Origin of the sequence: Symbiopectobacterium purcellii (genome assembly GCF_052050035.1) — a bacterium.
GTDB classification, from domain to species: domain Bacteria; phylum Pseudomonadota; class Gammaproteobacteria; order Enterobacterales; family Enterobacteriaceae; genus Symbiopectobacterium; species Symbiopectobacterium purcellii_A.
Genome location: NZ_CP189882.1, coordinates 3,165,276 through 3,189,079, shown reverse-complemented (window position 1 = coordinate 3,189,079; position 23,804 = coordinate 3,165,276). Strand labels below are relative to the sequence as shown.

The 23,804-nt window shown below is 51.1% G+C and carries 23 protein-coding genes and 7 pseudogenes; 16 read left to right on the top strand and 14 right to left on the bottom strand.

The window, feature by feature from the left end:
• Positions 1-64: 64 nt before the first annotated feature.
• The 9 genes and pseudogenes from lolC to ACQGXV_RS22030 all read left to right on the top strand — a co-directional run.
• The gene (lolC, locus tag ACQGXV_RS22070) at positions 65-1,267 is read left to right on the top strand and encodes a lipoprotein-releasing ABC transporter permease subunit LolC (RefSeq protein ID WP_440863137.1); all 1,203 of its coding nucleotides are present in this window, start codon (positions 65-67) and stop codon (positions 1,265-1,267) included.
• Positions 1,260-1,967, top strand: a complete 708-nt coding sequence (gene lolD / locus ACQGXV_RS22065) for a lipoprotein-releasing ABC transporter ATP-binding protein LolD (protein WP_440863136.1) — start codon at positions 1,260-1,262, stop codon at positions 1,965-1,967. The genes lolC and lolD overlap by 8 nt, the downstream gene beginning before the upstream one ends.
• A complete protein-coding gene (gene lolE / locus ACQGXV_RS22060; protein WP_440863135.1) occupies positions 1,964-3,211 on the top strand; it encodes a lipoprotein-releasing ABC transporter permease subunit LolE in 1,248 nt (415 codons plus the stop codon). Before lolD ends, lolE begins: the two co-directional genes overlap by 4 nt.
• Before the next feature lie 50 nt (positions 3,212-3,261).
• Positions 3,262-4,176, top strand: coding sequence for an N-acetylglucosamine kinase (gene nagK, locus ACQGXV_RS22055; RefSeq protein ID WP_440863134.1), 915 nt, complete (start codon positions 3,262-3,264; stop codon positions 4,174-4,176).
• A gap of 78 nt (positions 4,177-4,254) precedes the next feature.
• Positions 4,255-5,085: a Sir2 family NAD+-dependent deacetylase gene (gene cobB, locus ACQGXV_RS22050; RefSeq protein ID WP_440863133.1), complete on the top strand. Its 831-nt coding sequence runs from the start codon at positions 4,255-4,257 to the stop codon at positions 5,083-5,085.
• 208 nt (positions 5,086-5,293) lie between these two features.
• Positions 5,294-6,193, top strand: a complete 900-nt coding sequence (locus ACQGXV_RS22045) for a transposase family protein (RefSeq protein WP_440862939.1) — start codon at positions 5,294-5,296, stop codon at positions 6,191-6,193.
• Between the two features lie 189 nt (positions 6,194-6,382).
• On the top strand, positions 6,383-7,357 hold the full coding sequence (locus ACQGXV_RS22040) for an IS30 family transposase (protein WP_440863132.1): 975 nt from the start codon (positions 6,383-6,385) through the stop codon (positions 7,355-7,357).
• Between the two features lie 203 nt (positions 7,358-7,560).
• The gene (locus ACQGXV_RS22035) at positions 7,561-8,028 is read left to right on the top strand and encodes an NlpC/P60 family protein (RefSeq protein WP_440863131.1); all 468 of its coding nucleotides are present in this window, start codon (positions 7,561-7,563) and stop codon (positions 8,026-8,028) included.
• Positions 8,029-8,085: 57 nt separating this feature from the next.
• A pseudogene (locus ACQGXV_RS22030) lies at positions 8,086-8,998 on the top strand (lipoate--protein ligase); the annotation flags it as partial.
• 35 nt (positions 8,999-9,033) lie between these two features.
• Here the strand turns inward: ACQGXV_RS22030 and ACQGXV_RS22025 are convergent.
• Positions 9,034-9,567, bottom strand: coding sequence for an IS630 family transposase (locus tag ACQGXV_RS22025; protein WP_440862665.1), 534 nt, complete (start codon positions 9,565-9,567; stop codon positions 9,034-9,036).
• On the bottom strand, positions 9,491-9,856 hold the full coding sequence (locus ACQGXV_RS22020) for an IS630 transposase-related protein (RefSeq protein WP_440862584.1): 366 nt from the start codon (positions 9,854-9,856) through the stop codon (positions 9,491-9,493). Before ACQGXV_RS22020 ends, ACQGXV_RS22025 begins: the two co-directional genes overlap by 77 nt.
• A gap of 21 nt (positions 9,857-9,877) precedes the next feature.
• On the opposite strand from ACQGXV_RS22020, the pseudogene ACQGXV_RS22015 reads away from it, so the two are divergent.
• The 3 genes and pseudogenes from ACQGXV_RS22015 to yegD all read left to right on the top strand — a co-directional run.
• Positions 9,878-10,156: pseudogene (locus ACQGXV_RS22015) on the top strand (transposase); the annotation flags it as partial.
• Positions 10,134-10,901 (top strand): transposase family protein, encoded by a 768-nt coding sequence (locus ACQGXV_RS22010; protein ID WP_440863130.1) that lies wholly within the window; start codon positions 10,134-10,136, stop codon positions 10,899-10,901. The pseudogene ACQGXV_RS22015 and the gene ACQGXV_RS22010, both read left to right, overlap by 23 nt.
• Positions 10,902-10,953: 52 nt before the next feature.
• Positions 10,954-11,787: pseudogene (gene yegD / locus ACQGXV_RS22005) on the top strand (molecular chaperone); the annotation flags it as partial.
• Between the two features lie 41 nt (positions 11,788-11,828).
• Here yegD and ACQGXV_RS22000 read toward each other — a convergent pair.
• The 8 genes and pseudogenes from ACQGXV_RS22000 to ACQGXV_RS21965 form a co-directional block, all read right to left on the bottom strand.
• Entirely contained in the window at positions 11,829-12,368 is a 540-nt protein-coding gene (locus ACQGXV_RS22000; protein WP_440863129.1) for a glycine zipper 2TM domain-containing protein, read from the bottom strand.
• Positions 12,369-12,702: 334 nt separating this feature from the next.
• The gene (locus ACQGXV_RS21995) at positions 12,703-14,010 is read right to left on the bottom strand and encodes an NAD(P)/FAD-dependent oxidoreductase (protein ID WP_440863128.1); all 1,308 of its coding nucleotides are present in this window, start codon (positions 14,008-14,010) and stop codon (positions 12,703-12,705) included.
• 392 nt (positions 14,011-14,402) lie between these two features.
• A pseudogene (gene ycfP, locus ACQGXV_RS21990) lies at positions 14,403-14,939 on the bottom strand (alpha/beta hydrolase YcfP).
• A gap of 146 nt (positions 14,940-15,085) precedes the next feature.
• Positions 15,086-15,952, bottom strand: coding sequence for a phosphotransferase (locus ACQGXV_RS21985; RefSeq protein WP_440863127.1), 867 nt, complete (start codon positions 15,950-15,952; stop codon positions 15,086-15,088).
• A complete protein-coding gene (gene lpoB / locus ACQGXV_RS21980; RefSeq protein WP_440863126.1) occupies positions 15,933-16,511 on the bottom strand; it encodes a penicillin-binding protein activator LpoB in 579 nt (192 codons plus the stop codon). Before lpoB ends, ACQGXV_RS21985 begins: the two co-directional genes overlap by 20 nt.
• 20 nt (positions 16,512-16,531) lie before the next feature.
• Positions 16,532-16,918, bottom strand: a complete 387-nt coding sequence (locus ACQGXV_RS21975; protein ID WP_440863125.1) for a YcfL family protein — start codon at positions 16,916-16,918, stop codon at positions 16,532-16,534.
• Between the two features lie 4 nt (positions 16,919-16,922).
• Positions 16,923-17,273, bottom strand: a complete 351-nt coding sequence (gene hinT / locus ACQGXV_RS21970; protein ID WP_440863124.1) for a purine nucleoside phosphoramidase — start codon at positions 17,271-17,273, stop codon at positions 16,923-16,925.
• Between the two features lie 185 nt (positions 17,274-17,458).
• Positions 17,459-18,175 (bottom strand): annotated as a pseudogene (locus tag ACQGXV_RS21965) (glucose PTS transporter subunit EIIB); the annotation flags it as partial.
• A gap of 35 nt (positions 18,176-18,210) precedes the next feature.
• Between ACQGXV_RS21965 and ACQGXV_RS21960 the strand changes: the two are divergent.
• Together ACQGXV_RS21960 and ACQGXV_RS21955 are read left to right on the top strand one after the other, a co-directional pair.
• Positions 18,211-18,576, top strand: coding sequence for an IS630 transposase-related protein (locus ACQGXV_RS21960; protein ID WP_440863123.1), 366 nt, complete (start codon positions 18,211-18,213; stop codon positions 18,574-18,576).
• Positions 18,500-18,925, top strand: a complete 426-nt coding sequence (locus ACQGXV_RS21955) for a transposase (RefSeq protein WP_440867550.1) — start codon at positions 18,500-18,502, stop codon at positions 18,923-18,925. The genes ACQGXV_RS21960 and ACQGXV_RS21955 overlap by 77 nt, the downstream gene beginning before the upstream one ends.
• 71 nt (positions 18,926-18,996) lie before the next feature.
• Here ACQGXV_RS21955 and ACQGXV_RS21950 read toward each other — a convergent pair.
• A pseudogene (locus tag ACQGXV_RS21950) lies at positions 18,997-19,266 on the bottom strand (alpha/beta hydrolase fold domain-containing protein); the annotation flags it as partial.
• Positions 19,267-19,307: 41 nt separating this feature from the next.
• Between ACQGXV_RS21950 and ACQGXV_RS21945 the strand changes: the two are divergent.
• Positions 19,308-19,490 carry a transposase gene (locus ACQGXV_RS21945; protein ID WP_440867469.1) on the top strand — a complete coding sequence of 61 codons (183 nt, stop codon included), beginning with the start codon at positions 19,308-19,310 and terminating at the stop codon, positions 19,488-19,490.
• A gap of 21 nt (positions 19,491-19,511) precedes the next feature.
• Here the strand turns inward: ACQGXV_RS21945 and ACQGXV_RS21940 are convergent.
• Positions 19,512-20,183 (bottom strand): annotated as a pseudogene (locus ACQGXV_RS21940) (PTS transporter subunit EIIC); the annotation flags it as partial.
• Positions 20,184-20,846: 663 nt separating this feature from the next.
• Here ACQGXV_RS21940 and ACQGXV_RS21935 point away from each other — a divergent pair.
• Positions 20,847-21,746, top strand: a complete 900-nt coding sequence (locus ACQGXV_RS21935) for a transposase family protein (protein ID WP_440863122.1) — start codon at positions 20,847-20,849, stop codon at positions 21,744-21,746.
• 225 nt (positions 21,747-21,971) lie between these two features.
• Here ACQGXV_RS21935 and ACQGXV_RS21930 read toward each other — a convergent pair whose 3' ends face one another.
• Together ACQGXV_RS21930 and holB are read right to left on the bottom strand one after the other, a co-directional pair.
• Positions 21,972-22,769, bottom strand: coding sequence for a metal-dependent hydrolase (locus tag ACQGXV_RS21930; protein WP_440863121.1), 798 nt, complete (start codon positions 22,767-22,769; stop codon positions 21,972-21,974).
• 19 nt (positions 22,770-22,788) lie between these two features.
• Positions 22,789-23,802 (bottom strand): DNA polymerase III subunit delta', encoded by a 1,014-nt coding sequence (gene holB / locus ACQGXV_RS21925; protein WP_440863120.1) that lies wholly within the window; start codon positions 23,800-23,802, stop codon positions 22,789-22,791.
• Positions 23,803-23,804 lie beyond the last annotated feature (2 nt).

Genomic DNA, 23,804 nt, shown 5'->3' with positions numbered 1-23,804 from the left:
AAGTGATATGACCCTTTATTATCCTTAATCACTTTGCTTTAGCAACCTTATCCAGACGGATTTCATGTATCAACCTGTCGCTTTATTTATTGGCCTGCGTTATATGCGTGGGCGAGCAGCGGATTGCTTTGGGCGATTTGTCTCCTGGTTATCGGCTATTGGCATCACGTTGGGCGTCATGGCACTGGTGACCGTATTGTCGGTGATGAACGGTTTTGAACAGGAGCTTGAGGAGAGCATCCTGGGACTGATGCCTCAGGCGGTGGTGACCACTCCGGGCGGTTCGCTCGATCCGCAGGCGTTGCCTGCCTCGTCGTTGAGCACCTTACAGGGCGTGACGCGCATTGCCCCTATCACCACGGGTGAAGTGGTGCTGCAAAGTGCGCGCAGCGTGGCCGTGGGCGTGATGCTGGGCATTAATCCCAATGAACCCGAGCCTTTGTCGCTTTTTTTGAAAAACACCTCGCTCACGCAACTTCAGCCGGGTGAATACCAGGTGATCCTGGGTGAGCAGTTGGCCTCTCAGCTTGGGGTTAAGCGCGGTGAACAGCTGCGTATTATGGTTACCGGTGCCAGCCAACTCACACCGATGGGGCGCATTCCCAGCCAGCGCTTATTTACCGTGGCGGGTACTTTTGCCGCAGGTAGCGAGGTGGATGGTTACCAGATGCTGGTGAATCAGCAGGATGCATCGCGTCTGATGCGTTACCCGGCCGGGCACATAACTGGCTGGCGCCTGTGGCTGGAAAACCCGTTGGATATTGTGGCGTTCAGTGCGCAGCCAGTGCCACAAGGATGGGTGATGAAAGACTGGCGTGAGCGCAAGGGCGAACTGTTTCAGGCTGTTCGCATGGAAAAAAATATGATGGGGCTGTTGTTGAGCCTGATTGTCGCTGTCGCGGCGTTCAATATCATTACGTCGTTGGGGTTGTTGGTGATGGAAAAACAGGGTGAGGTGGCCATTTTGCAAACGCAGGGGCTGACTCAACGCCAGATTATGGCGGTGTTTATGGTGCAGGGGGGAAGCGCCGGGGTGGTTGGCGCGCTGTTGGGCGCCGTGCTCGGTACGTTGCTGGCTAGCCAGCTTAATACGCTGATCCCGGCATTGGGGCTGTTGCTGAATGGTGCCGCGCTGCCCGTTCATATTGATCCGGTGCAGGTGGTGACCATCGCGCTGGTGGCGATGATCGTTGCCTTGCTGTCTACCCTTTATCCTTCCTGGCGCGCCGCCGCCGTTCATCCCGCAGAGGCTTTACGCTATGAATGATTCCCTGTTGTTGCAATGTAATGACCTGTGCAAAACCTACCAGGAAGGGAAGCTGTCCACCGACGTGCTGCGTCATGTGACCTTCAGCATGCAAGCTGGTGAAATGATGGCGATTGTCGGCAGTTCCGGTTCAGGCAAAAGCACCTTGTTGCATCTGCTGTGCGGACTGGATGCGCCCACCGCGGGCGATGTTATCTTCAAAGGTCAGGCGCTCAGTCGGCTTTCTGCCGCCGCTAAATCGGCGCTGCGCAACCGTGAGCTGGGCTTTATCTACCAGTTTCACCATTTACTGCCGGATTTCACCGCGTTGGAAAACGTGGCGATGCCATTGTTGATTGGCAAAACGCCGCCCGCGCAGGCGCAGGATCAGGCGCGCGCCATGCTGGCCGCCGTGGGGCTGGATGCACGACGCGAGCACCGCTCCAGCGAATTGTCCGGCGGGGAGCGTCAACGCGTGGCCATCGCCCGCGCGCTGGTGAACAACCCGTCGCTGGTGCTGGCGGATGAGCCTACGGGTAACCTCGATCAGCGCACGGCGGATACCATTTTTGAACTGCTGGGCGAATTAAACGTGCGTCAGGGCACCGCGTTTCTGGTGGTGACTCACGATTTGTCACTGGCTGCGCGTTTGCGTCGCCAGTTGGAAATGCGTGACGGGCAGCTTCAGCAAGAGTTAACCCTGATGGGAGCCGCGCAATGAGTTTTCCCCCGCTCTCCCTGCTGATTGGGCTGCGTTTTAGCCTGGGTCGTCGGCGTGGTGGCATGGTTTCCCTGATCTCGGTGATCTCAACCATCGGTATTGCACTCGGGGTGGCGGTGCTGATCGTCGGCCTCAGCGCGATGAACGGCTTCGAACGCGAATTGAAAAATCGTATTCTGGCGGTGGTGCCCCATGGTGAAATTGAGCCGATCAATCCGCCGTTCACCGGCTGGCAGAACATGTTGCCTAACATTGAGCATGTGCCTGGCATTGTTGCCGCGGCGCCCTATGTGCATTTCACTGGGCTGCTGGAGAGCGGTCCCAGACTGCGCGCGATACAGATGAAAGGCGTCGATCCGCAACAGGAACAACGTTTCAGCACCTTGCCAACGTTCGTGGCGGGAAACGCGTGGGCCAATTTCAAAGCGGGTGAGCAACAGGTTATTCTCGGCAAGGGCGTCGCGCAGGCGCTTGAAGTGAAAACCGGGGATTGGGTGACGGTGATGATCCCCAACAGCGATCCGCAAATGAAGCTGTTGCAGCCGAAACGCATTCGCCTGCACGTGAGTGGCATTCTGCAACTTAGCGGGCAGCTCGATCATAGTGTGGCGTTGATTCCTTTGGCCGATGCGCAGCAGTATTTGGAAATGGGTGATGATGTCAGCGGCATTGCTATCAAGGTCGATGACGTATTCGCCGCCAGCAAACTGGTGCGAGATGCAGGGAAAGTGACTGATACCTATATCTATATTCGTGACTGGATTGGCACCTACGGCTACATGTATCGCGACATCCAGATGATTCGTACTATCATGTATTTAGCGATGGTACTGGTGATTGGCGTTGCCTGTTTTAACATCGTTTCCACGTTAGTGATGGCGGTGAAAGACAAAAGCAGCGACATCGCCGTATTGCGCACGTTGGGGGCGAGCGACGGTCTTATTCGCGCCATTTTCATTTGGTACGGGCTGCTGGCAGGCCTGCTCGGCTGCGTGATCGGCGCCGTGATTGGCGTGGTGGCGACGCTGCAACTGAGTGCGATTATTCGTGGGCTCGAATCGCTGACCGGACACCATTTTCTGTCGGGCGATATCTATTTTATCGATTTCCTGCCGTCAGAATTGCACATGACGAATGTGGTTCTGGTGCTGCTCACCGCCGTGGCGCTGAGCTTGCTGGCCAGTTGGTATCCGGCGCGGCGCGCCAGTCGTATTGAGCCCGCTCGCGTGTTAAGCGGACAGTAGCGCTACGGCCCTTGCAATCCATAACCTATTCAGCCACAGAGGAGTAAGCCATGTATTATGGTTTTGATCTGGGCGGCAGTAAGATTGAAGTCGGCGTCTTTGATGCGGATATGCGGTCCGTATGGCAAAAGCGGGTGCCCACGCCGCGTAATGACTACGATGCGTTGCTGGCGGCCTTCGTTGCACTCACGCAGGAAGCCGATGCGTTGACGGGCAAACAGGGAACCGTCGGCGTCGGCATTCCCGGTATGCGCGGCGGAGATGATGGCGCGCTGTTTACCGCTAATTTGCCGGCAACCATGGGAAAACCATTACAGGTGGATTTACAACGCCTGTTACAGCGCGATGTACGCATGACCAACGACGCCAACTGCTTTGCCCTTTCGGAAGCCTGGGAAGGCGAGTTCCGTCAGTACCCCGTGGTGTTGGGGCTGATCCTTGGCACCGGCGTCGGTGGCGGTCTGGTGATCAACGGTGAAGTGATTGATGGGCGCAACGGCATCACCGGTGAGTTTGGCCATTTCCGGCTACCGGTGGATGCGCTGGATATCATGGGTGAAGCTATCCCCCGGGTGAAATGCGGATGCGGACAGTCGGGCTGTATCGAAAACTATATTTCTGGCCGGGGTTTCGAGTGGCTTTATGCACATACTTATGGTGAAAATCTTAATGCTGTCACCATTATTCGCCACTATCGGGCGGGTGAGACAAACGCGCTGGCGCATGTCGATCGCTATATGAGCGTACTCGCCGCTTGCGTGGGGAATCTGTTGACGATGTTTGATCCCCACTTGCTGGTGCTGGGAGGTGGTTTGTCTAATTTTGATGAGATTTACCATTTTCTCCCGGCGCGGTTGCCTGAGTATTTGCTGCCGGTAGCGCGCTTACCGCGCATTGAGAAGGCGCGCTATGGCGATGCCGGTGGCGTTATGGGCGCGGCCCTGCTGCACTTTTCTGCGCAGTAGTTTTTTAGCGACACACGTTTATTGCCAATCAAGCAGGCAGTGTTAGACACTTTCCACCCAGCGTTCACAGGAGCAGACATGCATACGCGTCAAAGGATGATACGGTTTCATCAAGGAAAGCGACTGCGTCAGCAGCGTCTGCGTTCACGTGTTTTCCATAAGTATTATCTGGCCGTGAATGAATCAAAAAGCCCGCGCGTGGTGGTGCTGACCGGCGCCGGGATTTCAGCGGAATCTGGCATTCGCACCTTTCGTGCAGCGGATGGCCTGTGGGAAGAGCACCGGGTGGACGATGTCGCCACGCCGGAAGGGTTTCAACGCGATCCACAACTGGTACAGGCATTTTACAACGCGCGGCGTAAGCAGTTGCAGCAGCCAGAGATAGTGCCCAATGCGGCACACCTGGCGTTAGCCAATCTTGAGGCGGCGCTCGGGGATAACTTCCTGTTGGTGACGCAAAATATCGATAATTTGCACGAGCGTGCGGGCAGCCAGCGGGTTGTTCATATGCACGGCGAATTGCTTAAGGTGCGCTGTTGCCAGAGCGGACAGGTTATCGAGTGGACCGGTGATATCGCAGCCGATGAACGCTGCCACTGTTGCCAGTTCCCCGCACCGTTGCGCCCGCACGTGGTGTGGTTCGGGGAAATGCCCCTTGGTATGGAACGTATTTATCAGGCGCTGGCGCAAGCCGATTATTTCATCGCTATCGGTACTTCCGGCCATGTCTATCCCGCCGCAGGATTCGTTCATGAAGCGCACACCCATGGTGCTTACACCATAGAACTGAATCTCGAGCCGAGTCAGGTAGAGAGCCAGTTTGATGAAGAAATCTACGGTGCGGCGACGGCGGTGGTGCCGGAGTTCGTCGGGGCCTGGCTAACTGGGCGGCGTAAAGTGGCATTTTAATCGCCTGAATACGTTAGCGTGATGAACGGCGTGCAGTGACGCTACATGAAAGACGGTCGAGTTAAGCCGAGTTGGGTTTGCGGGGTGTGACCGCAGTGTACAGGATAGCGTTATGCAGCCATTAAACTAGTTGCTGAATAGAGACTTGCATTTTTTGTCAGGCTATTGAGAATAAAAAGAGGTTTAACTTAGAGAATAAAGGTTTGAAATGATCAACAAAGAGCGGTTGTTACGAGATAATCGTTTATGTAAAGCAATCATTGGATTATCAGTCGAAGAATTGAAAAATTTAGCCGCTGAATTTTCAGCTTGTTATTTGATTTATCGGAAAAAGAATCGAAAAGATCACGAGCGGCAGATGGGTGCAGGGCAGAAAGGATTTATCCCAACCCCATTAGATAAACTGCTTTTTATTTTATTGTATTTAAAATGTTATCCGACCTATGATTTGCAAGGACTTCTTTTTGGTTTAGATAGAACACGGGTATGTCGCTGGGTAAAAATATTATTGCCGGTTTTAGAGATGACCTTGGGGCGAGAATGTGTTTTGCCCGCTCGTCAAATTCGCTCTGCTGAGGAATTTTTTCGCGCCTTTCCTGGAGTTAAAGACGTCTTTATTGATGGGACAGAGCGACCTGTCCAAAAGCCTAAGAATCTGCGTCGGCGAAAAAAAATGTATTCGGGAAAGAAAAGACAGACCACTCGAAAAGGGCTTATTATGACTGACGAAACAAGGCAAATTGGATTTATCCCCATGAGCAAAAATGGGCGCCGTCACGATAAACGCTTACTCGATAAAGTCGATATAATTCGCCATATTCCTCCTGAGGTAACCATCTGGGCAGATACCGGTTTTCAAGGTATAGATAAACAGCATCCTAATACACAAATCCCAAAAAAAGGAACTCGAAAAAGACCTTTATCGCCTGAACAAAAACAAGAAAATAAAATAATCTCGGGCATCCGTATTACAGTTGAACACGCCATCGCGGGTATCAAGCGCCTCGGTTGCATGACCCAAATTTTACGGAATCGTAGACCCTTTATTGATGATACCTTCTTACTCCTTAGCGCCGGTCTTTGGAATTTCCATCTCAGAACAGCGTAAAATTTACTTCAATCACCGAAACACCCTTATTTCACTATTAAGCAACACGCTTATTGAACAAGGGATACTCGCTGTTGCGTTTGCGCCAGCGTTATCATGAGCCCCATTCCCAGTCGAAATGCAACAAAGTGACCCACTGGCCAGAGTCGGATAAAATCACCGTTCTGGCCCTACTGGAGATCCCGTTGCATGCAGGGAAAACATCTGACTCACAAAGAACGGTTCTACATCGAAAAGCGGCGTGGTGATGGGGTTAACCAGGCCACCATCGCCCGGGAACTGGAGCTTCCTCGTTCTACCATCAGCAGGGAACTCAGACGCAATACCGACGCCGCTTTCAACGGGGTCTATTCCTGCAGAAGGGCCGAAACGTTGGCCAGAGGGCGGCGGCAGAAAACACGGCCGGACAGCGTGATTAACCAGCTTGAACCGCACATTCAGGACTTTATCAGAACGGCGCTGTCTACCCACACCTCACCTGAGGTCATCAGTGGGCGCCTGGTCCTGGAATTTGGCCTGTCCGTCAGCAAGAACTCGCTCTATCGCTATATCCTGCAGGAGCGCCGGGCCGGCGGTGAGCTGTATCAGCAGCTCCCTCATCGGGGTAAACGGTATAACTATCAGACCGATGAGAACAAACGCGGTCCTATTCCCAACCGTGTTGGCATTGAGCAGCGGCCGGCCGTTGCTGACCTCAAGCAGGAACCCGGGCATTTCGAGATTGACACCATCTTTGGCAAAGATCAGAAATCATTCCTGCTGACGGTGGTCGATAAAGCCGTCAAGCTGGTCATCATTCGCAAACTGCCCAACAAGCGAGCAGAGACAGTGGTAGCGGCCTTCAGGGACATCGTTGCCAATACCTTCTGCGAGTTTAAAACCCTGACTGCTGACAACGGTTCTGAATTTTCCCAGCACGGGGAAATTACAAAAGTCACGGGGGCACCGGTCTACTTTGCCCGGCCATATCATTCCTGGGAACGCGGGTTGAATGAGCATACCAACGGGCTGATACGGCGTTTTTACCCGAAGGGAACGGACTTCAATTATGTCACCCATCGCAAGGTTGCAGCACTCGAACACCTGCTCAATACGCGAGGCAGAAAATCGCTGGGTTATCGTTCTCCAAATGAGGTATTTTTAACGCACTTACAGGCGGCATAATGCCCTACCGTTTTGTTGCGTTTCGACTGGGAATGGGCCACTGGCTGGTGCCGGTGTCCGAGTAACCGCGCATTCGCCGCGTCAGACTTGCCAAAACAGTTAAATCAACGCTAAATTGGGCAGTAATATCATTCTGATAGCGTGACATTCGCCGCAGGACGCGGTGAACAAGAAAACGAACCGATACTCGCAGGATACCGCAGATGCGCTGGATTCAGGGGGTGCTGATCGCAAGTTTATTTTTGGTTGGGTGCAGCAGCCACCACGCTCCACCGCCTAATCCGCGTCTGGGCGACTCCATCATGGTAATAAGCCAACTTAACGAACAGCTCACGCAGTGGCGTGGCACGCCGTATCGCTATGGTGGGCTGGATCACCGCGGCATAGATTGTTCTGGCTTTGTCTATCTAACCTTTCGCGATCGTTTTGGTATGCAACTGCCGCGCACCACCGAAGCGCAAACGGAATTGGGTTCCCGCATTGACCGGGACGATCTGATGCCCGGCGATTTGGTGTTTTTTAAAACCGGCAGCGGCAGCAGCGGATTGCATGTGGGCATTTATGATAAAGACGATCAGTTTATTCACGCCTCCACCAGCCAGGGCGTAATGCGATCGTCATTGGATAACGTCTACTGGAAGCGGGCCTACTGGCAGGCGCGCCGAATCTGATTCCACTCTCAAGTGACGGCTGTCGAGGTCGGCAGGCCGTTTGCGCATGGAGCCTCAATGTCTTCACTTCGTTTGTTGCTGTCTGACTCGTACGATCCCTGGTTTAATCTGGCCGTCGAAGAGTGCATCTTTCGCCAAATGTCGCCTACGCAGCATGTGCTGTTTCTCTGGCGCAATGCGGAAACGGTGGTGATTGGCCGGGCGCAAAACCCGTGGAAAGAGTGCAATACTCGCAAGATGGAGGAGGATGGCATCACACTGGCGCGTCGCAGCAGCGGTGGCGGCGCCGTTTTCCACGATTTGGGCAACACCTGCTTTACCTTTATGGCAGGAAAGCCGGGGTATGATAAAAGTGTTTCAACGGCCATCATTCTTAATGCGCTGACCGCGCTAGGCGTTACTGCTTCGGCTTCAGGGCGTAACGATCTGGTGGTGGCGACGCCTGATGGTGAACGTAAGGTTTCGGGTTCCGCTTACCGGGAAACCAAGGATCGCGGTTTTCACCACGGTACGCTGTTGCTCAATGCGGATCTTTCACGTCTGGCAAATTACCTTAACCCGGATGTGAAGAAATTACAGGCCAAAGGTATCACCTCAGTCCGCTCTCGCGTTGCCAATTTGGTGGAACTGTTGCCGACTATTGATCACGTGCAAGTGTGTGAGGCGGTGCGTGATGCATTTTTTGCCTATTACGCGGACAGTTGCACGGCTGAACACATTTCACCCGCGCAAATGCCCGATCTTCCCGGCTTTCGCGAACAGTTTGCCAAGCAAAGCAGCTGGGAATGGAATTTTGGTCAGGCGCCAGATTTTACCCATATGCTGGATACGCGTTTTCCGTGGGGCGGTATTGAGTTGCATATGGACGTCGATCGCGGTGTCATTACGCGCAGCCAGTTGTTTTACCGACAGCCTGAACCCCGCGCCGCTAGAAGCGCTGGCGCAGTCCTTACAGGGACGGGCATATCGCGTGCCCGACATTATAGCCAAGCGACTTAATTTTGATTACACCATATGGACTGAGAACAAACTCTCTGTATCGCAACCCATCTCTCTTTTTTTGCTTTTTGCTTGTGCCCATTTATGCTCAATTGGGTTAAGATCTGGCGAATATGTAGGCAAATACTCCACCATATACCCTGCATCGATGATGACTTGTTGAATATTATGTTTTTTGTGAAAAGTGGCATTGTCCATCATGATTACACTGTTTTTAGGGAGTACTGGGATAAGGACTTGTGTGACCCAGGCATAGAAAACATCGCTGTTAATATTGATATCAAATAATCCGATAGCAAACAGCGTTGTGCCTAATAAAGCGCCGATAACATTTGTTCTTCCCCTAGCTCCCCAGTTCTTCAGGCCAAAACACCGTTGACCTTTTGGGGAATAGCCGTGAGTCCGTGGGGCATCGTGTGAAAAACCACTTTCATCAATAAAAACAATAGGTTTACCTTCTTTTTCATACTGTTGTTTTTTTTGTTGAAATCCCTGCCGGGCGTTTTCGTCGGCTTTCGGATGACGTAGAGTTTTTTTTATAGGTCAATCCCAGCTTTTTAAGCGCTTGCCAAATGGCCTTCTGACAAACGCCAAAACGCTCTGCACGTTCTTTTTGGTAAGCATCTGGATATTGTTCAACATCTTTTATCAACTCGGATTTATCGATCTTTCGCTGACGCGTGGTCGATGCTTTTGACTCTATTTGATTAATCCAACGCGATACAGAGGCAGGGCCAATCCGAAATTGCTTCGCTGTTTCTCGGATACTCAACCCTTCGTTTTTCCGTGTAGATATCACTTTACGTCTAAAATCAATTGAATAGCTCATTTAAATAATGTAATCAAAATTAAGTCGTTTAGCTATAATTGGGAACGTCTCATCGTCATTTTTGATTTTCCGCCGGAGATCCGCAAGGTTATCTACACCACCAACGCGATAGAGTCGTTAAATGCTTCATTGCGCAAGATAACGAAAACGCGACGAATATTTCCAACGGATGACTCGGTGCTAAAATTATTCTATCTAGCCTTGCATAATATCTCGGCTAAATGGACCCTACCAATCAGAGACTGGAAACCGGCTATGAGCCAATTCATGTTGATGTATGGAGATCGGATTTCCGGTTAAGCGATGGAGCCATTTACACGAAATTCTTTACAGACTCAAACTGCTTTTTATTTTATTGTATTTAAAATGTTATCCGACCTATGATTTGCAAGGACTTCTTTTTGGTTTAGATAGAACACGGGTATGTCGCTGGGTAAAAATATTATTGCCGGTTTTAGAGATGACCTTGGGGCGAGAATGTGTTTTGCCCGCTCGTCAAATTCGCTCTGCTGAGGAATTTTTTCGCGCCTTTCCTGGAGTTAAAGACGTCTTTATTGATGGGACAGAGCGACCTGTCCAAAAACCTAAGAATCTGCGTCGGCGAAAAAAAATGTATTCGGGAAAGAAAAGACAGACCACTCGAAAAGGGCTTATTATGACTGACGAAACAAGGCAAATTGGATTTATCCCCATGAGCAAAAATGGGCGCCGTCACGATAAACGCTTACTCGATAAAGTCGATATAATTCGCCATATTCCTCCTGAGGTAACCATCTGGGCAGATACCGGTTTTCAAGGTATAGATAAACAGCATCCTAATACACAAATCCCAAAAAAAGGAACTCGAAGAAGACCTTTATCGCCTGAACAAAAACAAGAAAATAAAATAATCTCGGGCATCCGTATTACAGTTGAACACGCCATCGCGGGTATCAAGCGCCTCGGTTGCATGACCCAAATTTTACGGAATCGTAGACCCTTTATTGATGATACCTTCTTACTCCTTAGCGCCGGTCTTTGGAATTTCCATCTCAGAACAGCGTAAAATTTACTTCAATCACCGAAACACCCTTATTTCACTATTAAGCAACACGCTTATTCTTGAGCGCGCAGCAACGCGCGCCGGGTTTCGTGATATCGCATTTCAGTTTGAACCTGTCGCCGCCGGGCTGTATTTTGAAGCGACGCTTCAGCAGGAAACGCGGGTGTTGGTGGTAGATATCGGCGGGGGAACTACCGACTGCTCGATGCTGCTGATGGGGCCTGCGTGGCACCGCAAGCAAGAGCGCTACGACAGTCTGTTGGGACACAGCGGATGCCGTACCGGCGGCAACGATCTTGATATCCAACTGGCCTTCAAACAGTTTATGCCGCTGCTCGGTATGAATGGCATGACAGAAAAAGGCATTGCCCTGCCAACCTTGCCCTGGTGGAATGCGGTCGCTATTAACGATGTGCCGGCGCAGAGTGCGTTTTACAACAATGCAACCCGCACACTGATCAACGAGATGATCCGCGATGCGCGTGAACCGGCACAGGTCAAACGCTTATTGAGCGTATGGCAGCAGCGCTTTAGCTATCGTTTGGTGCAGCAAGCGGAGGCTTGCAAAATTGCCTTATCCGATGCCTCCCTGACCGATGCTACGCTAGCGTTTATTGAAACCGCGCTGGCAACACGCGTTTCTGCCGAAGAGATGGTGCAGGCGATTGCGCAACCCGTGTCGCAGATTCAAACCCAAATTCGCCAGGCGCTGGACGACAGCGCCACACGTCCAGATGTCGTGTATTTGACCGGTGGAAGCGCGCGCTCGCCGCAACTGCGTCTGGCGGTACAACAAGCATTGCCTGATGTGGCTATCGCCAGCGGTGATGATTTTGGTTCCGTCACCGCCGGGTTAGCTCGCTGGGCGGAATTACTGTTTGAGCGTTAAGCAAGGAATGACAGGCCCTGACGGGCGTGTCAGATTTCCACTTATGCCTTTTGATTCAGTACCAATTGCCCATTTCTGTCCAACGGGATTTGGGTGCCGGGATCGCGATCCATGCGGATCTTGCCTTGCTGTGCGCCAATTTTATAGGTGACGTCATAGCCCATCACTTTCTGGGATTTGTCATATACCGTCTGGCAACGCTGTTGCGTCGTAGTGTAGGTATCATTATTCTGCATATGGCCCTGAACCTGATTGCCTGCATACCCGCCCGCCAACGCCCCCGCCACCGCGGCAATATCCTTGCCTCGACCACCGCCGACCTGATGGCCCAAGACGCCACCGGCCACCGCACCGAGTACCGACCCCGCCAGACGATTCTCATCTTGCACCGGACGACGATGGGTTACGCTGACATCACGGCACTCCTGACGCGGTGTTTTCACCGTTTCTTTAATGGGTGTTGCCGAAATAACCTGGGCAAACTGCGGCTCGGGTGAAAAAACCTCCATGCTGGCTACCGCCGCTACGCCCAGAGCAGCAGCCACACCGATACCCACCCCCGCTAACATGGATTTGTTCACAGAAACCTCCTTAATGACCGCTCGCACCTGCTTTATTCGCTGTATCCATGAGCGTCAGAGGATGGTGCCCATAACGTCGGTATCAGCCATTACAGCATGCGTTGTTTCGTTAATAACTGACGAAAGTGTGCATTCGAAGAAAATAAGTGACAATCAGATTAGTTAACCAAAAGCCTGGATATGTTAATAAAATGCGGTTATTTAGGATTTTTCTTAGGGGAAATTGGCGTTAAGGCGAGATGTTATTCTGCGAGTAAAAAGACGCCATATCTGAGCCTTTCAGGACAGGACAACGCGCCACCCCAACAGGTAGCACGTTGTAGAATCCCGTCGATTAATGCAGTTTCAAGCGCGGGCGAATCACGCGGTTAATACCGCCCACCAGCATCATCAACCCGGTTTTGGTATAGCCGTGCAAGGCAATCTGGTGCATACGGTACAGTGAAATATACACCACACGCGCAATGCGCCCTTCCACCATCACCGATCCACGCATCAGGTTACCCATCAGGCTGCCGACAGTGCTGAACTTGGATAACGATACCAGCGAACCGTGATCCTTGTAGACATAAGGCTTCAACGCCTGACCGTTAAGCTGGGCGATAATATTGTGATAGCAACGCGTCGCCATCTGGTGCGCCGCCTGGGCGCGCGGCGGGACCACGCCGCCACTCGGTTGCAGACACGATGCACAATCGCCGATGGCATAGATATTCGGATCGCGCGTGGTTTGCAGCGTCGGCTCCACCACCAACTGGTTGATGCGGTTGGTTTCCAGACCGGCTATCTCTTTCATGCCATCGGGTGCTTTGATCCCTGCGGCCCACACCATCAAATCGGCTTCGATAAACTCGCCCTCTTTGGTGTGTAAACCACCGGGTTTCGCTTCTGTGACCATGGTTTTGGTCAGAACGCGTACACCGATATTGGTCAACTCCTGATGTGCGGCAGCAGAAATACGCGGCGACAACGCGGGCAAAATACGCTCACCGGCCTCTACCAGCGTCACGTTCAATGCCTGATTATCCAGCCCGTCAAAGCCGTAGCTGTGCAGTTGCTTCACCGCATTGTGCAGTTCTGCGGAGAGTTCCACCCCAGTTGCGCCGCCGCCGACGATAGCAATGTTAACCTTTTCTTTGTCGTCGTTAGCGTTTGAGGTGAATTTCAGGAACAGGTTAAGCATTTCATTGTGGAAACGGCGCGCCTGTTTGGGGCTGTCGAGAAAAATACAGTTGTCTTTCACGCCGGTGGTGCCGAAATCGTTGGAAATACTGCCCAGCGCGATCACCAGAATATCATAGGACAGCGAACGTTCAGCAACCAGCATTTCAGCCTGACCGTTATAGATTTCGGCCAGTCGGATGCACTGGTTTTCACGATCGATGTCCATCAGAGTACCTAACTGAAAGTGGAAGCCGTGGTTGCGGGCATGCGCCAGATAGCTCATCGCGTCAATGTCATCATCCATCGAGCCTGTTGCCACTTCATGCAGCAACGGTTTCCATAAATGACTTTGATTACGATCGACCAAGGTGATCTCAGCTTTGCTTTTACGCCCCAGCTTATGGCCCAGGCTGGTGGCTAATTCCAAACCGCCGGCTCCACCGCCGACAATAACAATTTTTTTAAGTGCTGATGTCAAAACGCCCCCCTGATTGTGAACCAATAATTAATAATGCGTAAAAAACAATATCCTTATATTACATAGGGTTCTCATAAGTTAAATGCAAAATCTGAGGGAAGAATAGCACGCCAGGTCATTTGGTCATACCAAAATTGATATAGCCAACCGACTTAAAAATGATTACATCCTATGCCCTGATATGCGGCAAAGAAGCATAGCTGGCTGTTATCAAAATAATGTCGCTTGGCTATATATATGAATTTATTTTTTATCCACTTGATTCGCAGCAAAAAAATTTCTTTTGAATTCATCAAATTATTTGTAGGTGGTGATATCAGTATAGGACACACGACGTTAGACGATGAACGTCAAACTCCGTGGCAGGGAAAAATAAAAGGAGTTGTTAGCGATTAACCGAGCGTTTTAAACGCCTTAATGCGCTGAAGGTGCGGCGAGATACTCTTGAATTTATGTGTCTGGAGATCGTCCTAAATCACTTCGTAGAACGCCCCCAACAGCGCGGCACTGCGCTGGCTGTCCAGCATTTCATCGTTGCGCGACAGCACGGTCAGACAGCGATCGCGATTCTTCTCACGGAAATTGGCGACACACTTGGTGGCAATGTCGGAATACTCTTCAGGACTGTCGATTTTTCCTGCCATATTCTCTTGCGGGAACAGGTTTGCGTTGAAAATGACCTGACGGATATCACATAAAAAGCCGATACATTCAGCCCAAAAACCACCCAGCCCTACACCACAAATCAGCGGACGCTCGTCCTGCGCACGCTGGATCAGCTTCTCGACGTGTTTAAGTAAATGTTGCATATCATGCCGGGGATGAAGCGTACTGTAGCTCAGCAGCTCAACGTCCTGGTCAATAAACTGCAACACTTTTTCATGGTTACCAGGGCTAGTGGAGTCAAAGCCATGCAAGTAGATAATCATCTGAACTCCATCCTCCGGTTACGGCCAATGCCAGACGTCGCCTCATTATCGCGAGCAAACGCTTTTTGATAATACACCTGATGGATCGTGCCTGCATTGACCGGTGACAGGTTATCTGACGCGCAGGTGTAGATTACTCGTCCAGATTACACGTTCAGTCCGAGAGCACGACGCGAAGCCGAACCTGCCGCTAAAAACGCCGTTTGTCCCGTTTGATGCCAGCACACCTCACACCACATCAGAATAAGATAATCGGCCCAGGGCAGCCACTGTTGAACCGATGCGTTCAATGCCTGCGCGCACAAACCCGGGCGCTGCTGTTGGTAGGTTCGCAGCAAGTGCCGTTGTGACTCAACGTCAAGCCCGTTGCCACGCACCAGCAGCGCCAGTTCCAGCCCAATGTCACCATCGGCGGCGTATTCCCAATCGATAAGCAGCAGCGACCCCTGCGGCGTGATCAAGACATTCTCGCTATGCACGTCAAGATGCAAAGGTGCCCACGCGAGCAAGTCAGGTGGAGCTTTACGCTGAAAATGGTGGTGCCAGCGCAGCAGCGCAGGCGAGCGCCGACGCGGATCCATGTTTTGCCAATGGCGGGTAAACTGCATCGGCAAATTCAAACGAAAACCACAACACGGCTGGCGATGAAGTTGGCTGAGCAGTTGTGCCAGCGATCCGTTTTCCAATAGGCAGGAAAAATCCTGCGCAGACACTGTAGCCCCTGAGGCCCATTCCACAATGAGCCAACCGTCGCGGTACACAACAGGCTTAGGGGCCAGTTGCCGTGCTGAGAGTTGACGTAACACCCGATATTCACGCTGCCTGAAGACACCTAGCTGCGCTGCCCCGGTGGTTTGCGGCCGCGCCAGCAGTTGAGGATCATCCACGCGAACGCGCCAGCAACCGCGTCCCGAACCGTTCACGGCATCGAAATGAAAACCGGCGGTATCGACCGCCGGAAAGTGTTGCGCAAGCAGACGTTCAAGCGCCACTTTACTGTTGGACGGCACCATTTCCCGACCACACGATTTCACCGGTTTGCACCAGCATCAGTTGCATATCCAACTGCGGGGTTTTCACATCACCGCTTACATCGCTGTAGAGCACATACTGCGCGCTCACGTAGCGCGCCAGGCCAATCGCCTTAGTGCGAGAGCCCAGACTGTCCTCTGCCGATAACCCCAGCGTCTGTTTCGCCACGGCCACCTGTTCATGCGGCACCAGCGTGAATGCGTTGCCGTTGCCAAGCGCAGCGTAAATCGCCGCTGTTGCCTTCGCGACCGGCAGCGAGCCGTTGGTGTTGTTCTTCACGCTGTCAACCAGCAGGATACTGCCGGGTGCGACGCCGCTGGCCTGTCGCATTTGTGCCACTAACGGCCCGACGCTGTCATCCCAGTTCAGGGTTTGCATTTTCGGAGGCGTAGGCAACGACTGTCCCGGCGGCGGGGTGACCACTTCCGGCAGCGACGGTTGCACCGGTTCGATCTGCGCCGGTGGCTGTTGCTCTGGCGGACGGGTCATACATCCGGTCAACACCATCGCCCCGAACAGCAGCACAAGATACTTTTTCATGCTTTCCTCTCTAAACGCTTTTACAGAAACAGATGGAGGCGGACTTGCTGAACATTCTGCCCCTCATGCGCACCGGAGATACGCATTTCGCTCTGTGCTTGCACCAGAACGCTGCTCACCTCGTCATAAGGCAGTACATCTAACCCTTTTCCGTCATACCAGTAGAAGCGGTACTGCACCGCCACGGCCTGGGATGAGGTATTGCGCAGCACCGCCCAGGCGCTTCCCCCCTCACTGCGCGTGGTCAGATCGGGTTTTGATGCCGTAATCCCTGCGGACAGCAGAGAGGCATCAAGCACTAACGTTTGCCGCTCGTTGATGGTCAACACGGGCGGTTTGCTGGAACACGCAACGGCCCCCAACACCAATACCGCAGATAACAGGCCGCGCACAATCTGGAAGTTCATGAAGTTAGTCCGACAACAACGGCCCCAGAGGACGTCCACCCAGCAGGTGCATATGAATATGATAGACCTCCTGGCCGCCATGGCGATTGCAGTTAACGATCAGACGATAACCGTCTTCATCGATGCCTTCGTCGCGCGCAATCTTGCTCGCAATAGTAAACAATCGCCCGAGCGCCTGCTCATGCTCAGGCAACACATCGTTTACGGTCGGAATCAGCACGTTAGGCACGATCAGAACGTGCGTTGGTGTACGGGGAGCGATGTCACGAAAGGCAGTCACCAGTTCATCCTGATAGACGATGTCGGAAGGAATTTCCCGGCGGATAATTTTACTGAAAATGGTTTCTTCAGCCATGTTTGAGTTCCTTGTAAACGTGTAATGCCGAACGGTTACGGCAGTATGAGTGACTCTTTCGGTTGCTTTCAACCTTCTTTCTATTTTTTCTTATTCAGACGTTTGAATTTTAGCGCGTTCACCGCAGGCTTGCGCCCAATAAAAAAGGGAGCTTACGCTCCCTTTATCACTCCCCGGACAACGAATCAATGATTACGAATGTAATCGTCCATATCCGTTTTCAGGTTGTCAGATTTAGTACCAAAAATCGCCTGTACACCGGAGCCTGCAACAACAACGCCGGCTGCACCCAGTTTTTTCAGACCTGTCTGATTCACTTTGGCAACATCACCGACGCTGACGCGCAGACGCGTGATACAGGCGTCCAAATTGGTGATGTTCGCTTTGCCACCGAATGCTGTCACCAGTGCCGCGGCCATTTCACTGTTGTTCTGCGCAGACTGTTCAGCGGTACTCTCTTCGCGGCCCGGCGTTTTCAGATTCAGTTTTGCAATCAGTACGCGGAAGATGGTGTAGTAAGCCAGCGCATAGCCCAAGCCAACGATCGGGAACAGCCACAGATTGCTGCCGTTACCGCTCAGTACCACGAAGTCGATCAAACCGTGGGAGAAGCTGGTGCCATCACGCATCCCCAGCAGGATACAGATAGGGAACGCCAGGCCCGCCAGAATGGCATGGATCACGTACAGGATCGGTGCCACAAACAGGAAGGAGAACTCGATCGGTTCAGTGATCCCGGTCAGGAACGACGTCAGCGCCGCAGATAGCATTATGCCGCCCACTTTAGCCCGATGCTCCGGCTTGGCAGAATGCCAGATGGCAATCGCTGCCGCAGGCAAACCGTACATTTTGAACAGGAAGCCGCCTGCCAGTTTACCCGCAGTCGGGTCTCCGGCCATGTATAGCTAAACGACTTAATTTTGATTACATTATTTAAATGAGCTATTCAATTGATTTTAGACGTAAAGTGATATCTACACGGAAAAACGAAGGGTTGAGTATCCGAGAAACAGCGAAGCAATTTCGGATTGGCCCTGCCTCTGTATTGCGTTGGATTAATCAAATAGAGTCAAAAGCATCGACCACGCGTCAGCGAAAGATCGATAAATCCGAGTTGATAAAAGATGTTGAACAATATCCAGATGCTTACCAAAAAGAACGTGCAGAGCGTTTTGGCGTTTGTCAGAAGGCCATTTGGCAAGCGCTTAAAAAGCTGGGATTGACCTATAAAAAAAACTCTACGTCATCCGAAAGCCGACGAAAACGCCCGGCAGGGATTTCAACAAAAAAAACAACAGTATGAAAAAGAAGGTAAACCTATTGTTTTTATTGATGAAAGTGGTTTTTCACACGATGCCCCACGGACTCACGGCTATTCCCCAAAAGGTCAACGGTGTTTTGGCCTGAAGAACTGGGGAGCTAGGGGAAGAACAAATGTTATCGGCGCTTTATTAGGCACAACGCTGTTTGCTATCGGATTATTTGATATCAATATTAACAGCGATGTTTTCTATGCCTGGGTCACACAAGTCCTTATCCCAGTACTCCCTAAAAACAGTGTAATCATGATGGACAATGCCACTTTTCACAAAAAACATAATATTCAACAAGTCATCATCGATGCAGGGTATAGCCAAGCGACATTATTTTGATAACAGCCAGCTATGCTTCTTTGCCGCATATCAGGGCATAGGATGTAATCATTTTTAAGTCGGTTGGCTATAACCAACAGCGCTTCGGTTGACGCCGGTGAGCGGTGTACATCCTGAATATTCTCTGGGAAGCCAGCACCGATGTTGAGCAGATTGGAGAGCCCATAGAGGGTCACCACGGCCTGAACATCCGAGGATTGATTGAGATAATCCCCTTTATCGAAGGTTTTTTCACCGTTGGTGACACCCAGCATTTGTGCCAGATATCCACCCGCAGAATCACCCAATACGCCGATACGCTGCGGATCAATGCCATATTCTGCGGCGTGTTCGCGCAGGTATAGACAACCGACTTAAAAATGATTACATCCTATGCCCTGATATGCGGCAAAGAAGCATAGCTGGCTGTTATCAAAATAATGTCGCTTGGCTATATATGGTGGAGTATTTGCCTACATATTCGCCAGATCTTAACCCAATTGAGCATAAATGGGCACAAGCAAAAAGCAAAAAAAGAGAGATGGGTTGCGATACAGAGAGTTTGTTCTCAGTCCATATGGTGTAATCAAAATTAAGTCGCTTGGCTATAACGTGGGATGTCACCATGGAACACCTGGCCCGCTGCGTTGGTGAACTCACCGATCTGCATCTGGAACGGCACGTTCCAGATATGGTGCAAACCAAACGGCACCAACGAACGTTCAACAATACCGTACAGACCAAATGCCAGCACCGGGTTCTGGTAGGCTGCCCAGTGCGAGAACGTCTGGATTGCGGTCCCGACCGGTGGCCAGATAAAAGAGAGCACCACACCGGTGATGATCGCCGTCAGGCCAGATATAATCGGCACAAAGCGCTTACCGGCAAAGAAGCCCAGGTATTCCGGCAACTGGATGCGGTAGAAACGATTGAACATGTAAGCCGCAATCGAGCCCGCGATGATCCCGCCGAGTACCCCGGTATCCGCCAGGTGCTGTTTGATGATCACGTCAGGCGGCAGTTGCAGCACGAGTGGAGCCACCGCAGCCATCGTCTTCACCATAATGCCGTAGGCAACAACGGCCGCCAGCGCTGAAACCCCATCGTTATTGGTAAAACCGAGGGCAACGCCGATGGCAAAAATCAGTGGCATATTGGCGAATACGGAGTCACCCGCTTGCGCCATCACGCTTGAGACGATGGCCGGCAGCCAGCTAAAGTTGGCCGATCCGACTCCCAGCAGGATACCTGCAATGGGCAGTACGGAAACAGGCAGCATCAGCGACTTACCTACTTTTTGCAGGTTGGCAAAGGCTTTGTTGAATAATTTAACCGTTTGATTTACATCTTCTTTAGGTAGAATGCATGTACAGAGAATGTATTTTGTTAGAACGACAAATCAAATAGTTAGCACAATAAAAAGCATTCCGAGAGGAAAAATTAGTCGTTGAAATTTTATAATGCTTATATAAATCAGTATCTTAAATTATTCAACAAAGCCGTTGGCAAATGCATTCTTGAACATAATTGAGTGTGCTCCTGAGTAATAGTGCTTTACGGCGTTATAGCAACAAAAGGCGGGGAGGATACCCTTTGTTATTTGAGGGATTTATCCCTCTTTTAATTTTTACGCAGAGTAAAATAAATGAATCATTCAATAAACTAGTTGCTGAATAGAGACTTGCATTTTTTGTCAGGCTATTGAGAATAAAAAGAGGTTTAACTTAGAGAATAAAGGTTTGAAATGGGCTTTGTTGAATAATTTAACATGCTGATTTACATAATTATTATAACACTTCAACAACTAAGTTTTCCAGCCGTAATGCTTTTTATTGTGCTAACTACTTGATTTGTCGTTCTAACAAAATACAGTCTCTGTACATGCATTCTACCTAAAGAAGATGTAAATCAAACGGTTAAATTATTCAACAAAGCCTTTGAAATGATCAACAAAGAGCGGTTGTTACGAGATAATCGTTTATGTAAAGCAATCATTGGATTATCAGTCGAAGAATTGAAAAATTTAGCCGCTGAATTTTCAGCTTGTTATTTGATTTATCGGAAAAAGAATCGAAAAGATCACGAGCGGCAGATGGGTGCAGGGCAGAAAGGATTTATCCCAACCCCATTAGATAAACTGCTTTTTATTTTATTGTATTTAAAATGTTATCCGACCTATGATTTGCAAGGACTTCTTTTTGGTTTAGATAGAACACGGGTATGTCGCTGGGTAAAAATATTATTGCCGGTTTTAGAGATGACCTTGGGGCGAGAATGTGTTTTGCCCGCTCGTCAAATTCGCTCTGCTGAGGAATTTTTTCGCGCCTTTCCTGGAGTTAAAGACGTCTTTATTGATGGGACAGAGCGACCTGTCCAAAAGCCTAAGAATCTGCGTCGGCGAAAAAAAATGTATTCGGGAAAGAAAAGACAGACCACTCGAAAAGGGCTTATTATGACTGACGAAACAAGGCAAATTGGATTTATCCCCATGAGCAAAAATGGGCGCCGTCACGATAAACGCTTACTCGATAAAGTCGATATAATTCGCCATATTCCTCCTGAGGTAACCATCTGGGCAGATACCGGTTTTCAATGTATAGATAAACAGCATCCTAATACACAAATCCCAAAAAAAGGAACTCGAAAAAGACCTTTATCGCCTGAACAAAAACAAGAAAATAAAATAATCTCGGGCATCCGTATTACAGTTGAACACACCATCGCGGGTATCAAGCGCCTCGGTTGCATGACCCAAATTTTACGGAATCGTAGACCCTTTATTGATGATACCTTCTTACTCCTTAGCGCCGGTCTTTGGAATTTCCATCTCAGAACAGCGTAAAATTTACTTCAATCACCGAAACACCCTTATTTCACTATTAAGCAACACGCTTAATGTTTGACTGCTATCACGTTTCATTGCGCCAGCAGGTCGAATAGCGCACATCACTATTTCTGTACGTAACAGGCAGGCATAGCGTCTGTCGCTGGTGGTGAAATCACCAACCAACGCACAGGTAAGCATCAATTAATTACGCGGCACAAAAAAACTCGGACATTGTAAACACTAGACTGCGGCGGTCAACCGCTGTGAATCGATGTGGAACAGGCGGGAGAAATTGTCTGTGGTCGTTGCCGCTAATTGTGCGATATCAACCCCTTTTAGCACAGCCAGATACTCGGCAACATCGCGCACATAGGCCGGCTGGTTCTCTTTGCCACGAAACGGCACCGGCGCCAACCAAGGTGAATCGGTTTCAACCAGCAGGCGGTCCAGCGGAACAAAGCGGGCAACGTCACGAAGTTCGTCTGCATTACGAAAGGTCACAATGCCTGAAAATGAGATATAGAAGCCCATATCCAGCAGCGTGCGCGCCGTCGCGATATCCTCAGTGAAGCAGTGCAGCACACCACCACAGCGCTCTACTCCCTCTTCCTTCAGGATATCAAGGGTATCCTGACGCGCCGAACGGGTATGCACGATAACCGGCTTGTTTAACTCACAGCCGATGCGAATGTGTTCCCGAAAGGAATCACGCTGCTGCACCTGTGTTTCCGGTTGATAATGGTAATCAAGACCGGTTTCTCCCATCGCCACCACGCGCGCATCGGCTGCCAGTTGGCGTAACTCGGCATAATCATACGATGCGTCCTGATTGAGAGGGTGTACACCACACGAATAGTCCACTCCTGGGCGATCGCCGATCAGTTCACGCATGGTGCGAAAACCTGGCAGTGTGGTTGCTACCGCCAGCACAAAGCCGACGTCACGCGCCCGCGCTTTGGCCAACACATCAGACACATCTTTATGCAGAGATTGATAATCCAGGCCATCAAGGTGGCAATGCGAATCCACTAATAACATGCTATTTACTCAAAGCTTATCAAACAGAGAAAGAAGGGAGGACATTAAGGCTTGCTGTCTGGAACCGTTGTTCCCATTCCAGTAACACATCAGCCAGCAGGAGTTCACGGTTTACGCCTGTCACCGTCAGGAGTTGATGACGGCAGCGCAGCCAACGAGCAAGCACGGCGTCGATTTCCGCCGCGGACAACTGGTTGGCTAACAGCGCGATCAGCGCATCCTGATCGAGGTTGACGCGCGCACTCGCGGCGCCACGCTGTATTTTTAACGCATCCAGCAGAAGCGAGGAGAGCCAGTGAAGGCGCTCCGGCGCGTCTTCGTGGTTCAGTTGTGGCAACAACGAATAAAACGCACGTGCTGGCACCGCGTTTGCCAACGCCTGACATAGTGCCGTGCGCTGACGTGCGGTATCGTCTTGCAGCAGGTGCTCAGCCGCTAGCGGTGCACCTGCCTGCAAACGCAGCGCGGTTTGCAGCGCCTGCTCAGAAGCAGGGTGTCGTTTATTGAGCCAGACCACGCTCTGCGCTTCGTCAGGCGTAGGCAGATAAAGGTGCAGGCAGCGGCTGCGCAGTGTCACCAGCAAACGCGTTGGTTCATGACAACCCAGCAAAAAATAGGTCTCTTCTGGCGGCTCTTCCAGGGTTTTTAACAACGCATTGGCCGCCGCTTCCGTCAACTGCTCGCTGTTTTGAATCCATACCAGCTTGGCACCGCCCTGCCGCGAACGCTGATAGAGGTTTTCCAATACGCTGCGTATCGCATCAACCCCTAACGTCTGTTTGCCCTTTTCCGGGCTGAGGGCATACAAGTCCGCGTGCGTGCCCGCCATCATCAATTTACAGGAATGGCATTCACCGCAGCTTTTCATGCCCTCAGGCTTCTGGCACAGAACGCGTCTTGATAACGCATACACCAGCGATTCGCGTCCCATACCCGGCAACGCGTGCAGCAATACCGCGTGGTGCGCCCGCCCCTCCTGATATCCCTCAATCAGTTGCCGATAGGGGCCATTCAGCCAGGGATACCATTCCATGC

Coding starts and splice junctions, on each gene's coding strand:
- lolC (WP_440863137.1), top strand. CDS start 65: ATGTATCAACCTGTCGCTTTATTTATTGGCCTGCGTTATATGCGTGGG.
- lolD (WP_440863136.1), top strand. CDS start 1,260: ATGAATGATTCCCTGTTGTTGCAATGTAATGACCTGTGCAAAACCTAC.
- lolE (WP_440863135.1), top strand. CDS start 1,964: ATGAGTTTTCCCCCGCTCTCCCTGCTGATTGGGCTGCGTTTTAGCCTG.
- nagK (WP_440863134.1), top strand. CDS start 3,262: ATGTATTATGGTTTTGATCTGGGCGGCAGTAAGATTGAAGTCGGCGTC.
- cobB (WP_440863133.1), top strand. CDS start 4,255: ATGCATACGCGTCAAAGGATGATACGGTTTCATCAAGGAAAGCGACTG.
- ACQGXV_RS22045 (WP_440862939.1), top strand. CDS start 5,294: ATGATCAACAAAGAGCGGTTGTTACGAGATAATCGTTTATGTAAAGCA.
- ACQGXV_RS22040 (WP_440863132.1), top strand. CDS start 6,383: ATGCAGGGAAAACATCTGACTCACAAAGAACGGTTCTACATCGAAAAG.
- ACQGXV_RS22035 (WP_440863131.1), top strand. CDS start 7,561: ATGCGCTGGATTCAGGGGGTGCTGATCGCAAGTTTATTTTTGGTTGGG.
- ACQGXV_RS22020 (WP_440862584.1), bottom strand. CDS start 9,856: ATGAGCTATTCAATTGATTTTAGACGTAAAGTGATATCTACACGGAAA.
- ACQGXV_RS22010 (WP_440863130.1), top strand. CDS start 10,134: ATGGAGATCGGATTTCCGGTTAAGCGATGGAGCCATTTACACGAAATT.
- ACQGXV_RS21985 (WP_440863127.1), bottom strand. CDS start 15,952: ATGGTGCCGTCCAACAGTAAAGTGGCGCTTGAACGTCTGCTTGCGCAA.
- lpoB (WP_440863126.1), bottom strand. CDS start 16,511: ATGAAAAAGTATCTTGTGCTGCTGTTCGGGGCGATGGTGTTGACCGGA.
- ACQGXV_RS21975 (WP_440863125.1), bottom strand. CDS start 16,918: ATGAACTTCCAGATTGTGCGCGGCCTGTTATCTGCGGTATTGGTGTTG.
- hinT (WP_440863124.1), bottom strand. CDS start 17,273: ATGGCTGAAGAAACCATTTTCAGTAAAATTATCCGCCGGGAAATTCCT.
- ACQGXV_RS21960 (WP_440863123.1), top strand. CDS start 18,211: ATGAGCTATTCAATTGATTTTAGACGTAAAGTGATATCTACACGGAAA.
- ACQGXV_RS21945 (WP_440867469.1), top strand. CDS start 19,308: ATGCGGCAAAGAAGCATAGCTGGCTGTTATCAAAATAATGTCGCTTGG.
- ACQGXV_RS21935 (WP_440863122.1), top strand. CDS start 20,847: ATGATCAACAAAGAGCGGTTGTTACGAGATAATCGTTTATGTAAAGCA.
- ACQGXV_RS21930 (WP_440863121.1), bottom strand. CDS start 22,769: ATGTTATTAGTGGATTCGCATTGCCACCTTGATGGCCTGGATTATCAA.
- holB (WP_440863120.1), bottom strand. CDS start 23,802: ATGGAATGGTATCCCTGGCTGAATGGCCCCTATCGGCAACTGATTGAG.